Raw genomic sequence first — 11,939 nt, 5'->3', positions numbered from 1 at the left:
GAGGACATGTCATCCCGGGCAATTGGACTATCGCATCAAATGGTTAAGGATGTATGTTCGGGCGAACACGCGGGGAGAACAGCAAATGACGGACGGAATTTTCGTCGGCGGCGGTGGGCCGGATTACGGCGAGACGCAGCATTTGACACTGAAATATGCCAACCGCCACGGGCTGGTTGCGGGGGCAACGGGGACCGGTAAGACGGTGACGCTGCAAATCCTCGCCGAAGGCTTTTGCAAGGCCGGGGTCCCGGTCTTCATGGCGGACGTCAAGGGCGATCTGTCCGGCATGGCCAAGGCCGGCGATCCCGCAGGCAAGCTGCATGCCCCGTTCATGGAGCGCAACGCCACGATTGGCTTTGACGATTTCACCTACGAGGCCTTTCCGGTGACCTTCTGGGACCTCTTCGGGCAGCAGGGGCACCCGGTGCGCACAACGGTGTCGGAGATGGGACCGCTGCTTCTGGCGCGGCTGCTGGAGCTGTCGGAGGCGCAGGAGGGGGTTTTGAACATTGCCTTCCGGGCCGCCGATGAAGAGGGGCTCCCGCTGCTCGATCTGAGCGATCTGCAGGCCATGCTGGTCTGGGTCGGGGAGAACCGCGCGAGCCTCGGCCTGCGCTATGGCAATATCTCGACCGCGAGCGTCGGGGCGATCCAGCGGCGGCTTCTGGTGCTGGAAAATCAGGGCGGTGCGGCGCTCTTCGGGGAGCCGGCGCTGGAGTTGAGTGATCTGATGCGGGTCGATGCGGAGGGGCGCGGGCAGGTGAATATCCTGGCCGCCGACACGCTGATGCAGAGCCCGCGCCTCTATGCGACCTTCCTTCTCTGGCTCTTGTCGGAGCTGTTCGAGGAGCTGCCCGAGGTCGGCGATCCGGACAAGCCGAAGCTGGTTTTCTTCTTTGATGAGGCACATTTGCTGTTTGATGACGCGCCCAAGGCCCTGATCGACAAGGTCGAACAGGTGGCGCGTCTGATCCGCTCCAAGGGCGTCGGCGTCTATTTCATCACGCAAAACCCCGACGACATTCCCGAAGACATCCTTGGCCAGCTTGGCAACCGGGTGCAGCACGCGCTGCGCGCCTTTACGGCGCGGGATCGCAAGGCGCTGCGGATGGCGGCGGAGACCTATCGCGAGAACCCCGCCTTCGACATCGAAGCGGCGATCCGGGAGGTGGGTGTCGGCGAGGCGGTGACGTCCATGCTGCAGAAAAAGGGCGTGCCGGGCATGGCGCAGCGGACGCTTGTCCGGCCACCATCGTCGCAGCTTGGCCCGATTCTGCCCGCTGAGCGCGGGGGTGTCATGGGGGCCTCGGCACTGGCCGGAAAGTACGAGACCCGGCTGGACCGTGAGTCCGCCTTCGAGATGCTGAAACAGCGTGCCGAGGACGCGGCCAGGGCGGCGGAGGCGGCCGAAGCCGAGGAAGAGCAGCAGGAGGCGGCGGCCCGCGAATACAGCGCCGGGCGGCGCTATTCCGGCACGCGGGTCGGGCGTTCGTCGTCCAAGCCGGTGCGGCGCACGCGGCAGAGCAAGAGCTTCGGCGAGCAGATGCAGGACATGGTGGTGAAGGAGCTGACCGGCACCACCGGTCGGCGCATCGTGCGGGGCATCCTTGGCGGGCTGTTCAAGGCGCGGTGAACGCGCCTTTGGCCCGGTGTTTCGAGCGGCCCTGAACCGTTTATTTTGTATTGAATTCGGGGCGGGGCGCGCCGGGTTAAGGCGCTGTTGCAGCGGCGCGCGGGCGTGTGAACGCAACGCCCGGTGGGCTTTGCCAGCGTTTTGGAAAGGGTTTGGTAACGGGTTCGCGCCGGGTGAACGAAAGGTAAAGGCGCGATTTACCGGATCTTTATGAAGTTGGTACGATTCGGGCCGAGTTTGGTACAAAACGCGGTTTGCAAACTCCGGCCCCGGAGGGTTTGCACATTTGCAGCGGCAGGGGGGTTAACAAAGTCCGGTTTTGGGCCTCAATAGCCCGCGCTGAGCGCGCTTTCATGCGGTTTTTGCCCAGTTTGCGCCGGTATCTCCCTTTGGCAAGAGAAACGCCCGGAGCCATGCCCCGGGCGTTCCTGTCAAAGCCGATCCTCGGGATCAGTTGGCCGAGGCCAGTTCCTTGGGCAGGCGGAAGGTCCAGAGGGTGCCGCCCTGGTTCAGGTAGGACACTTTCTTGGCCACTTCGCCGCCCCAGAGCGGAACCGCGCCGCCCCAGCCGGAGATGATCGAGACATACTGCTCGCCATCCTGCTCCCAGGTGATCGGCTGGCCGACAATGCCGGAGCCGGTCTGGAAGGACCACAGCTTTTCGCCGGTCTCGTCATCGAGCGCGACGAACTCACCTTCGGGCGTGCCGTAGAACACGAGACCGCCCGCGGTGGTCATCACGCCGCCCCAGAGCGGGGCCTCGTTCTGCACGTCCCAGAGCACTTCGAGCGTATCGGGGTCGATCGCCTTCAGGCTGCCGATGTGGTCTTCGTAGTTCGGCTTGATGGTGAAGCCGGAGCCGAGGTAGGCCGCGCCCTTCTTGTAGGAGACGGGCTCGTTCCAGATGTCCATGCCCCATTCGTTGGAGGGCACGTAGAAGTTGCCGGTGCGCTGCGAGAAGGCCATCGGCATCCAGTTCTTGCCCCCGAGGAAGCCGGGCGAGGAGAAGACGACATCGCCTTTCTTGCCATCGGCCGCGTCGGCGGGATTGCCGGGGCGGTTGTCTTCGTTGAAGATCGGGCGGCCGGTCTCGTCGATGCCGGAGGCCCAGGTGATGTCCTTGACGAAGGGCGTGGCCCCGACAAAGCCGCCATCCTCGGCGTTCAGCACATAGAAGAAGCCGTTGCGGTCGGCAGTGGCGAGCCGCATGTTGCCCTCGCGGTCGTCATAGGCAACCACTTCGTTGACGCCGTCATAGTCCCAGCCTTCGCGCGGCGTGCTCTGGAAGTGCCACTTGATCTCGCCGGTGGCCGGGTCGAGGCCAAGGCGGCTGGCGGCATAGAGGTTGTCGCCGGTGTTGCCTTCGGTCGGTGTGCCGGCATCGCGCAGGTGGCTGTTCCACGGGGCCGGGTTTCCGGTGCCCATGATGATGGTGTCGGTGCGCGCGTCATACGAGCCACCCAGCCAGGTGGCGCCGCCGCCGGTCTTCCACATATCACCCGGCCATGTGGCGTTGAGCGTGCCGGTCATGGTGGACTCTTCGCCGTTGAGCGTGCCCATGTGGCCTTCGATGACCGGACGGGTCCAGACGATCTCGCCGCTGTCGACGTTGCGGGCCTGCACTTCGCCGACAATGCCGAATTCGCCGCCGGAGTTGCCGGTGATGACCAGATCGCCAACGATCAGCGGGGCGGCGGTGTAGCTGTAGCCCGCCTTGTAATCGGCGATCTTGTCGCGCCAGATCACGTCGCCGGTGGCGCGGTCGAGCGCCACGAGGCGGGCGTCGAGCGTACCGAAGATCACCTTGTCGCCGTGAATGGCCGCGCCGCGGTTGATCACGTCACAGCAGGGCAGGATGCCTTCGGGCAGGCGGGCGTCGTACTGCCAGACTTCCTTGCCGGTCTTGACGTCGATGGCGTAAAGGCGGCTGTAGGAGCCGGTGATGTACATGATGCCATCATAGACGAGCGGTTGGGTTTCCTGCCCGCGCTGTTTCTCGCCGCCGAGGCTGAAGGCCCAGGCGGGGACGAGATTGCGAACGTTGTCCTTGTTGAGGGTCTCCAGCGGGGAATAGCGCTGAAGGTGGCGGCCCATGCCATTGGTGACGACCTGGTTGGTCATCGTGGCATCGTTTGCCAGCATCTCCTCTGTCACCTGCGCCTGGGCGCCGGTGGCGAGCAGGGCCAGGGTGACGGCTGCGACGAATTTGTTCATGTGTCTCCTCCCGTGAACACGCATCGTGCTCCCCGTGGCGGGTGTTTCCCGGCGGGGATCAATACTGCGTGAAGCCTATAGGGAGAGGCCCGTGTCGCGGAACGGGCCATAGGTCGTACGACCCTTTCGGTCTTGACAGGGGGTTCGCTTTTCTGAGCCGGGGGAATCGGCATTGCGCGACACGCCGGGCAAACCGCGCCCGAACCGGCCGGGCGCGGCGCGCGATCATTTGGAGATCTGCCGGTTGTCCTGCGGGCTTATGGAGGACAGGTAGGCGAGGATGAAATCCTGCACCGTGCGATCCTCGATGCCCACGTGGCGCATCTTGGTGCCGGGCATGAAACCGTCGTTGTCTTCCATCCAGGCCCGCAACGCCGCCGGGGTCCAGACGATCCCCGAGGCTTCCAGCGCAATCGAATAGTCGTAATCCGGCACGCTGCCAGCGGCGCGATAGAGCACGTTTTCCAATGGCGGCCCGTAGGAGGGGTCCGAAGCATTGTCCGCATGGCAACGGCGGCATTCGCCATCGAACAAGGTCTTGCCGGCGGTGACTTTCACCTCCTCGAAGCTGTCGGCGAAGGCGGGAGCCGCGAGGAGCAGGGCGGTGATGCAGGGAGCGAGCAGGCGCATGGGTCTATCCTTTTGTAACCTGCCCGCAAGGCTACGCCGCTCGGGGACAAACATCTTGATCCATGTCAACGCTGGCCCCTGTCGCCCCTGTCCATTGGTCGTATATCAGGGGATCATGGCACTGGTACTGTTGCTGGCGAACAAACCCTTCGGGAGGAAAACCATGAGCTTCATGAGAATGCTGGGGAGCGCTGCAACCGCGCTGGCGCTGACCGCAGGCGCGGCCTTCGCGGACATGCCGGTGCTCAAGGCCGCCGTCTTGCAATATGGCACGGTCAACTGGGAGTTGGACAGCATCCAGCACAATGACTTCGACCAGGCGCATGGCTTTGAGCTCGTGGTGCAAGGCGTTGCGGGCAGCTCTGCGGCGCAGGTGGCGTTTCAGGGTGGCAAGGCCGATGTGATCGTCTCCGACTGGCTCTGGGTCGCGCGGCAGCGGGCGGCTGGCAAGGACTTTGTCTTCATCCCCTACAGCCGCGCGGTTGGGTCGGTCATGGTGCCGGAGGGCAGCACGGCGCAGAGCCTTGCGGATCTCAAGGGACAGAAAATCGGCATCGCGGGCGGGCCGCTCGACAAAAGCTGGCTGATCCTTCAGGCCTATGCGGAGCAGGAATTCGGCATGGATCTGAAGACCGAGACCGAACAGGTCTTTGGCGCGCCGCCGCTGATCTTCAAGACCGCGTTGAACGGCGAATTGGCGGGGGCGATCAACTTCTGGCATTTCCTGGCCAAGATGGAAGCGGCGGGCATGCGTCCGCTGGTGACGGTGGACGAGGCGGCCACGGCGCTCGGGCTTGATCCGCAGACGCCATTGCTTGGCTATGTGGTCAGGGGCGCGCTGCTGCGCGAGAACCCGGAATTGGTCGAGGGGCTGGCGGCAGCGTCGCGGGATGCCAAGGACCTGCTGATGTCTTCCGAGGAGGAATGGACACGGCTGCGGCCGCGGATGAACGCGCAAACCGACGCACAATTCGAAAACCTCAAGGCCGGGTTCCGCGAGGGTATTCCGGCGGCGGGCCCGGTGGATGAGGCGGCAGCGGCCAAGATGCTGAAGCTGATGGCGGAACTGGGCGGCGCGGACCTTGTCGGGACCGCGACGGAGCTGCCCGAAGGGTTGTTCGTGCAGCCCGGATCGTGATGGGCCTGACGCTGGTTCATGATGCTGAAACTCCGGCGGGCGACACCATCGCCCGTCTTGAGCTGCCGGGCCTGCGCCTCGGCGGGCACGATGTGCTGGGACCGGTGTCTCTTGCCCTCCGGCAGGGAGAAACGCTGGCTTTGACCGGCCCGTCGGGGGCGGGAAAAACCACGCTGATCCGCATTCTGGCCGGTCTGGAGACGCGGCACACCGGCGACGTGCGCGTCCCGGATCGGATGGCCATGGTATTTCAGGAGCCGACGCTGCTGCCGTGGCGGTCGTTGCGGGATAATATCATCCTGACGACCGATGCGGACGCCGCGCGGGCCGATGCCATGCTCGCGGATGTCGGGCTTGCCGGGCGCGGCGATGTATTTCCCGGCGTGCTGAGCCTTGGGCAGCAACGGCGCATGGCGCTGGCGCGGGCGTTCGCCGCCGAGCCGGAGCTTTTGCTGATGGATGAGCCCTTCGTATCGCTCGATGAGGCGCTGGCGGATGAGATGATGGGTCTTTTCGAACGGCTTCGCAGCGTGCACCGGGTGACGACCTTGCTTGTCACCCACGCCCCGGCCGAGGCGCGGCGCCTGGCGGACCGGGTGCTGCGGCTGGATGGCAGCCCCGCGACTTTTCGGTAATGTTATGCCTTAAATTCGGTGCGTATGCTTCTGAATTATTGACGTTTTGATGTCAGTCCTCGCGCCGGGTCATAGCCCCAGAGCGCCAGGGTCATGAACACAACCATGGCCAGTCCGGTCCAGAGCAGCGCCATGCCGTTCCACTGCATATGCATGGCAAAACGGATCAGTTCGACCGCGTGTGTGAACGGGTTCACGGCGCAGATATCGTAGAGCAGAGGCGAGGATTCTGCCATCTTCCAAAGGGGATAGAGGGCGGAGCTGAGAAAGAACATCGGAAAGATCACGAAGTTCATCACCCCCGCGAAGTTCTCCAGCTGTTTGATGAAACTGGAGATCGCAAGGCCAAGCGCCCCAAGCATCAGCCCGGCGATCAGCAGGGCGGGCAGAACGCTCAGGTATCCAAAGGGCGGATGCGTGATGTCGAACATCCAAGCGATCGCGAGGAACGCGTAACACTGCAGAACGCCAATGAAGGTCGCCCCGCAAAGCTTTGAAAACAAGAGAAACCACCGGGGAAGCGGGGCGGTGAGAAGAAGCCGCATTGAGCCCATTTCCCGGTCGTAGACAAGGCTGAGGGAGCTTTGCATGCCGTTGAACAGCAGGATCATGCCGCAGAGTCCGGGGACAATGTAGGTCTCGTAGGTGATGTAGGTTTGATAAGGCGGGATGATCGACAGGCCGAGCGCGGCCCGAAATCCGGCGGCAAAGACCAAAAGCCAGACGAGCGGGCGAACAAGGGCGGCAAGGAAGCGTTCACGCTGATGCACGAAACGCAGCGCCTCGCGGGAGACGATGGCGCGGAACGCGATCAGGTAGGCGCTCATGCCGGTCCCTTGGTCTGTTCGAGGAACCAGTCGGCGAGCGGCGTTTGCCCATGCAGATCGGCAGCGCGTCCGGTTGCGCGGATTGCGCCCTGATGCAGCACGATCAGATCATCATCCGGGGTGACCTCGTCAGTGAGGTGGGTTGCCCAGAGCACGGTCAGATTGTCCGCCGAGGCGAGATCATGCAGGTGATGCGTGATGGCGGCGCGCGCGGCGGCGTCAAGGCCGACGGTGGGCTCGTCGAGCAGCAGGACGCTGGGATCGTGCAGCAGGGCGCGGGCGATTTCAGTGCGGCGGCGATGGCCGCCGTTGAGCGAGCGGGCCCTCTCGGCGGCACGCTCGCGCATGGCCAGCCGGTCGAGCGCCGCGTCGATGCGGGTGGCCGCGTCCTTGCCGGAGAACCCGTGCAGCGCGGCGAAATAGTTCAGGTTCTGGCGGACCGTGAGGTCCAGATCGAGGGTTTGCTGTTGAAAGACGATGCCCATTTCGGCCAGCGCGGCGCGGGGATTGCGCCTCAGATCATGCCCGGCAACATGGATGCTGCCCTGCGCGGAGGTGAACAGCCGTGTGAGCAGGGCGAATAACGTGGATTTTCCAGCCCCATTCGGGCCAAGAAGCGCGGTGAAGCGGCCGCGGCGCGCGGTGAAGGAGACCGATTTCAGAGCTTGCTTGCTGCCATACGCATAGCTCAGATCCTGTGTGCTCAGGCTCATGGGCGCGGCCGCCGGGCTGTGTGGCGGGCGGTTTGAGGCGCAAGTCTGGCCTTTGGTGCAGCAAGCAGGGCATTACAGGACGTTTTGCGCATGAAATTCGTCACTTGGTGGGGCGGTAGGCGGCGCCCCACGGGAAGCGACCGACCTTGATCGCCTTGACCGCCTTGCGCGAATCCACGTCGATCACACTGACATCGCCGGAGACACCGTTGGTGGTGAAGAGCAGGGATTTGTCGGCATTGAAGGCCATGTGCCAGACACGGCGGCCAACGAGGATGTAATCCTCGACCTCGAAGGTCTCGGCATTGACCACGGCAACGTGGTTGGACGGGCCGAGCGCGACATAGGCAAAGCGATCCTCAGCGCCAAGCTCGAAGCCGACAGGCTGAACCCTGTCGGGGTGAATGTTCGGCAGTTCGAAGCCGAATTTGGCCTTTTCCGACTGGGTTGCGACGTCGAAGACCGAGATCGTGCCGCCGATCTCGGACGAGACCCATAGTTCGCTGCCGTTCTTGACGAATTCCGCGTGGCGCGGGCGGCTGTCGACCAGTGTGTTTGCAAAAAGCTGCTGTGTTTCGGTGTCGATCCAATGCGCCATGTTGGTGGTCTCGGAGGTCGTGATGGCGATCGTGCCATCCGGAGAGACGGCCATGCCCTCGGGCTCGATGCCGACGTCGATCTGGGCGACCACAGTGCGCGTTTCCGTGTCGACGATCGTGGTGATCGCATCGTTTTCATTGGCGATGTAGAGGTGGCGATTGTCAGGATGCAGGGCGAATTGTTCCGGGTCCTCGCCGGAGGGCAGATCGTGCAGGATTTCGCCCGTATTCGGATCCATGACCTGGACGGAATCGCTGTCGGAGGCGCAGATGTAAACGACGGAATAATCGTGGCTGAAGATGATGCCGCGCGGACGCTCGCCGGTGGGAATCGTGCGCGTGACCTGCTGTGTGTCGATGTCGATGACCGAGACGGTGTTGTCCTTTTCATTGGTCACCCAGATTTCATCCGCCATCGCGCCGGTGGCGAGGGTGAGGGCGATGGCGGTGGAGGCAAGCAGGCGGGTCATGAAGGGATCCTTGCGGTAACGGGTGGCGAGGGGTCAGTCAAAGGCGGCGCAGGCGCTTTCGGGCGCGTCGAGGCCGAGGCTGTCGAGCGGGTTGCGCTGATGCAGGAAGCCATCGAGCGGCGCCTGCGCGACCAGAGCGCCGCGATGGGTGAGGGGGATCGGCTGCCGCATCTGGCCGTTCCAGGTGCGGAAGGTCAGCGGCGCGCCCTTGAAGCCGCCAAGCTCGAATTCCGGACCGAGCATGTAGGCGCGCAGCGTGGCGGCGTCTGCGGCCCCGGTCCGTGTGACGGCCTCGCCGATGGCGCGCAGGGCAGCCCAGGCGGCGTAATCGTCCGAGCGCATGTCGCGCCCGGTCAGCTCTGCAAAGCGGGCCTGGAGCTGGGCCGCGCCGAATTGCTCGACGACGCTGTCCCATGCCTTGGCGGTGAGGCCCTCGGCCCCGGCGGTGGGGCGCGGCAGCCATGTGTTGTAGGGAATGTAGCGGGCGAAATCGTTGCGCGCATCGGCGATCAGCAGCACGTCGTAATCGCCCAGATCCTGGGTAAAGAGCGGCACCTCGGCGCCGGCGCTGCGGCGCATGTCGGCATCGAAGGCCCACGTCTTGCGCGCGCCGAGGCGCAGGCCGAACTTGGTGGCGGAGCGGTCCAGCGCCTCGGCCTGTTCGCTGTCGCCGGGGCCTTCACCGACGATCACGGCGACATCGGTCCAGCGGCGCGCCACGAAGAACTGCATCAGCGCATCCGAAAGCATCGCGCGCGAGGCGGCGGTGTGGAGCACATTGGCGCGGCAGTCCCCGCTGCGCAGGGCCGGATCGGGGGCGGAGACATTGAAGATCAGAGCCTGCGCCGCCTCCGGCAGATCGGCGGCGGCCAGCAGATCGGCGGCGGGGGCGTCGATCAGCAGAAGATCGGCATCGCCCAGCGCCTCTTGCGCGGCGGCGGTCAGGTCCGCCTCCGGGGCGACGCTGGTGGTGTCGAGGGTCCATGTCTGACCGAGGAAACGCCCGGTGGTGCGGTTGTCCTCAAGCGCCAGTTGCGCGCCGCGCAAGCCGAGATCGGCGGGGACCGGATCGAGGTTCGACAGGGTCGGCGGCATCACGGTTTCACGTCGCAGGTAATGCACCGTGATATCGGCCGCGATCGCGGGCGCGGCGCAGACACATCCGCAGAGCGCCGACAGGGCGAGTGCCTTGAGCATGAAAAATCCTCCCGGGGATGACCTTATTGGCCAGGCCGGGGCGAACAATACGACCAAGGTGTCACAGGGCCGGGGCCGTCGCGCCACGAAAGTCCAATAGAGCCCTGCGTGGCCATCGCCTACACCAAAGGGCAACGCGAACGGAGACATCCGGAGGAGGATACGATGCGCAGACTGACCCTGAGAGCGGCCCTTGCAGGCCTGATCCTGACCCCCGTCATGGCGCTTGCGCATGGCGATGTGGCGCCGCAGGCCGTGGACACGGCGGGTCTGCCGGAGACCGGGGACGAATGGCTGACGGAGAATCCGTACCGGGCCGCGGCGGCGGGGGAGGACGTCTGGCAAAAAGCGGTGGAGATCGGCGCGTCGGGTTACAATCAGAACTGTGCGCGGTGCCATGGGCTGGAGGTGATTTCCGGCGGTCTGGCACCGGACCTGCGGTTTCTCGAAGCGGAGGAGTATGGCGATGAATGGTTCGTGGAGCGGATTCGCACCGGCTATACGCAGAACGGCGTGACCAAGATGCCGGCCTTTGGCGAATTGCTTGGACAGGATGCGGCCTGGGCGATCCGGACGTATATCGAGACGCGCCCGGACGACGCCTCCATGGATGAGGTCTCGGACGAGCTCAAGGGAATCCGCGATCAGCTTGCGGTGCTGTCCGAAGATCCCTCGGGCGCGGACAGCGATGCGCTCAAGGCGCGGCTGAGCGAGATTGCGGGCGGCATCGAGACGCTTTCGGGCGCGCCGGTTGCGGACAGCGCGGCACGGCGTGCGGCGCGGTTGATCGATGGCACGCCCGAAGGCTTCCGCCATGCAACCGAGGCCTTGACCATCGGGCTGTCGGCGGCACACTGATAGGCGAGGGCTGGACGTGATCCGGCATCCAGTCGGTCAGACGGACAGACGGACCAGGGACTGCGGGGAGGCAGACCATGCGCAAACAGGGGATTGTGGCGGGGATCGCCGTGCTTTGTCTGCTGGCCGGGCTTGCCGGTCCGGTCTTGGCGAACGATCCCTGCGCCGACTATGTCCCGCAGGCCAAGCCGCAGAATGCAGGCCGGGATATCGTCGGGCAGGATTTCGATCAGATCGTCGAGCGCGGCTATCTCACGGTTGCGGTCTATGAAGATTACCCGCCCTACAGTTGGGAAGAGGCCGGCCAGCCGCGCGGCATCGACGTGGACATTGCGCAGCTGATTGCCGAGGACATGGGCGTGGATTTGCGGGTGAGCCTGATCGCGGCGGGGGAGAACCTCGAAGCGGACCTGCGGCATGCCATCTGGAAGGGGCCGGTTGTCGGGGGCGCGGTGTCGAACGTGATGATGCGGGTGCCCTACGACTCGACGTTCAGGTGCCGGGTCGAACAGGTGGTGTTTGGCGGGCTGTACCAGGAGGAGTCGATCGCGATCGCCTATCGCGTCTCGGATTATCCCGATGGCGGGCCGGTGCCGGCCTATTTTCGCTTCGACAGTGTCGCGGTGGAAAATGACTCGCTGTCCGATTTCTACCTGACGAGCTTTGCCGGTGGTCAGACCGCAGCGGGTGTGCGACGGTATCCGACGATGGACGCGGCCATGGAGGCACTGAACGCTGGGGAGACCATGGCCGCCATGGGCCCTTTGGCACAGCTGGAGTTTTTCCGCGGCGATGGCGTGGCGGTGCACCAGCCGCCCTTGCCCGGTCTGGCCAAGAGCCGATGGCCGCTGGGAACGGCGGTGCATTTCTCCTATCGCGGTTTGTCCTACACGGTGGAGGACGCCATCGCGGCGGCCCTTGCGGACGGGCGGATCGCCGGAATTTATGAAAAATACGGTTTGACCCATCAACCGCCGGAATGGTGAGATGACGGCCCGGGTCTAAGCCATTGGTCTAATATG

The 11,939-nt window shown here is 64.6% G+C and carries 11 protein-coding genes; 5 read left to right on the top strand and 6 right to left on the bottom strand.

The genetic code is table 11. The annotated features are described in order from the left end of the window. Positions 1–85 precede the first annotated feature (85 nt). Positions 86–1,636, top strand: a complete 1,551-nt coding sequence (locus ACN2XU_RS17620; protein ID WP_419411774.1) for a helicase HerA-like domain-containing protein — start codon at positions 86–88, stop codon at positions 1,634–1,636. A gap of 450 nt (positions 1,637–2,086) precedes the next feature. On the opposite strand, the gene ACN2XU_RS17615 is transcribed toward ACN2XU_RS17620, so the two are convergent. After that, the gene (locus ACN2XU_RS17615; protein WP_419411773.1) at positions 2,087–3,850 is read right to left on the bottom strand and encodes a PQQ-dependent methanol/ethanol family dehydrogenase; all 1,764 of its coding nucleotides are present in this window, start codon (positions 3,848–3,850) and stop codon (positions 2,087–2,089) included. Positions 3,851–4,075: 225 nt separating this feature from the next. Further along, entirely contained in the window at positions 4,076–4,480 is a 405-nt protein-coding gene (locus ACN2XU_RS17610; RefSeq protein WP_419411772.1) for a c-type cytochrome, read from the bottom strand. A gap of 163 nt (positions 4,481–4,643) precedes the next feature. Here ACN2XU_RS17610 and ACN2XU_RS17605 point away from each other — a divergent pair, with 163 nt between their 5' ends. Continuing rightward, a complete protein-coding gene (locus tag ACN2XU_RS17605; RefSeq protein ID WP_419411771.1) occupies positions 4,644–5,618 on the top strand; it encodes an ABC transporter substrate-binding protein in 975 nt (324 codons plus the stop codon). Further along, positions 5,618–6,253, top strand: coding sequence for an ABC transporter ATP-binding protein (locus ACN2XU_RS17600; protein WP_419411845.1), 636 nt, complete (start codon positions 5,618–5,620; stop codon positions 6,251–6,253). The genes ACN2XU_RS17605 and ACN2XU_RS17600 overlap by 1 nt, the downstream gene beginning before the upstream one ends. 35 nt (positions 6,254–6,288) lie before the next feature. On the opposite strand, the gene ACN2XU_RS17595 is transcribed toward ACN2XU_RS17600, so the two are convergent. From ACN2XU_RS17595 to ACN2XU_RS17580, 4 genes are all read right to left on the bottom strand, one after another. Then, positions 6,289–7,080 (bottom strand): ABC transporter permease, encoded by a 792-nt coding sequence (locus ACN2XU_RS17595; protein ID WP_419411770.1) that lies wholly within the window; start codon positions 7,078–7,080, stop codon positions 6,289–6,291. Then, on the bottom strand, positions 7,077–7,793 hold the full coding sequence (locus ACN2XU_RS17590; protein ID WP_419411769.1) for an ABC transporter ATP-binding protein: 717 nt from the start codon (positions 7,791–7,793) through the stop codon (positions 7,077–7,079). The genes ACN2XU_RS17595 and ACN2XU_RS17590 overlap by 4 nt, the downstream gene beginning before the upstream one ends. Before the next feature lie 100 nt (positions 7,794–7,893). Then, on the bottom strand, positions 7,894–8,862 hold the full coding sequence (locus ACN2XU_RS17585; RefSeq protein ID WP_419411768.1) for a YVTN family beta-propeller repeat protein: 969 nt from the start codon (positions 8,860–8,862) through the stop codon (positions 7,894–7,896). 33 nt (positions 8,863–8,895) lie between these two features. Further along, positions 8,896–10,059, bottom strand: coding sequence for an ABC transporter substrate-binding protein (locus tag ACN2XU_RS17580; RefSeq protein ID WP_419411767.1), 1,164 nt, complete (start codon positions 10,057–10,059; stop codon positions 8,896–8,898). 165 nt (positions 10,060–10,224) lie between these two features. Between ACN2XU_RS17580 and pedF the strand changes: the two genes are divergently transcribed. Both pedF and ACN2XU_RS17570 read left to right on the top strand, forming a co-directional pair. Further along, a complete protein-coding gene (pedF, locus tag ACN2XU_RS17575) occupies positions 10,225–10,917 on the top strand; it encodes a cytochrome c-550 PedF (protein ID WP_419411766.1) in 693 nt (230 codons plus the stop codon). A gap of 77 nt (positions 10,918–10,994) precedes the next feature. Then, entirely contained in the window at positions 10,995–11,903 is a 909-nt protein-coding gene (locus tag ACN2XU_RS17570) for a transporter substrate-binding domain-containing protein (RefSeq protein ID WP_419411765.1), read from the top strand. Positions 11,904–11,939: the final 36 nt, after the last annotated feature.

The organism is Pacificoceanicola niger, from assembly GCF_048553275.1.
Classification (GTDB): Bacteria; Pseudomonadota; Alphaproteobacteria; order Rhodobacterales; family Rhodobacteraceae; genus Pacificoceanicola.
Note: the sequence above shows the minus strand (reverse complement) of the source record. Positions and strands in the feature narration are given on the sequence as shown.

What these genes read in the sequence shown, in the direction of transcription:
- ACN2XU_RS17595 (WP_419411770.1), bottom strand. Translation starts at nt 7,080, where the DNA reads ATGAGCGCCTACCTGATCGCGTTCCGCGCCATCGTCTCCCGCGAGGCG.
- ACN2XU_RS17600 (WP_419411845.1), top strand. Translation starts at nt 5,618, where the DNA reads ATGGGCCTGACGCTGGTTCATGATGCTGAAACTCCGGCGGGCGACACC.
- ACN2XU_RS17585 (WP_419411768.1), bottom strand. Translation starts at nt 8,862, where the DNA reads ATGACCCGCCTGCTTGCCTCCACCGCCATCGCCCTCACCCTCGCCACC.
- ACN2XU_RS17605 (WP_419411771.1), top strand. Translation starts at nt 4,644, where the DNA reads ATGAGCTTCATGAGAATGCTGGGGAGCGCTGCAACCGCGCTGGCGCTG.
- ACN2XU_RS17620 (WP_419411774.1), top strand. Translation starts at nt 86, where the DNA reads ATGACGGACGGAATTTTCGTCGGCGGCGGTGGGCCGGATTACGGCGAG.
- pedF (WP_419411766.1), top strand. Translation starts at nt 10,225, where the DNA reads ATGCGCAGACTGACCCTGAGAGCGGCCCTTGCAGGCCTGATCCTGACC.
- ACN2XU_RS17590 (WP_419411769.1), bottom strand. Translation starts at nt 7,793, where the DNA reads ATGAGCCTGAGCACACAGGATCTGAGCTATGCGTATGGCAGCAAGCAA.
- ACN2XU_RS17610 (WP_419411772.1), bottom strand. Translation starts at nt 4,480, where the DNA reads ATGCGCCTGCTCGCTCCCTGCATCACCGCCCTGCTCCTCGCGGCTCCC.
- ACN2XU_RS17580 (WP_419411767.1), bottom strand. Translation starts at nt 10,059, where the DNA reads ATGCTCAAGGCACTCGCCCTGTCGGCGCTCTGCGGATGTGTCTGCGCC.
- ACN2XU_RS17570 (WP_419411765.1), top strand. Translation starts at nt 10,995, where the DNA reads ATGCGCAAACAGGGGATTGTGGCGGGGATCGCCGTGCTTTGTCTGCTG.
- ACN2XU_RS17615 (WP_419411773.1), bottom strand. Translation starts at nt 3,850, where the DNA reads ATGAACAAATTCGTCGCAGCCGTCACCCTGGCCCTGCTCGCCACCGGC.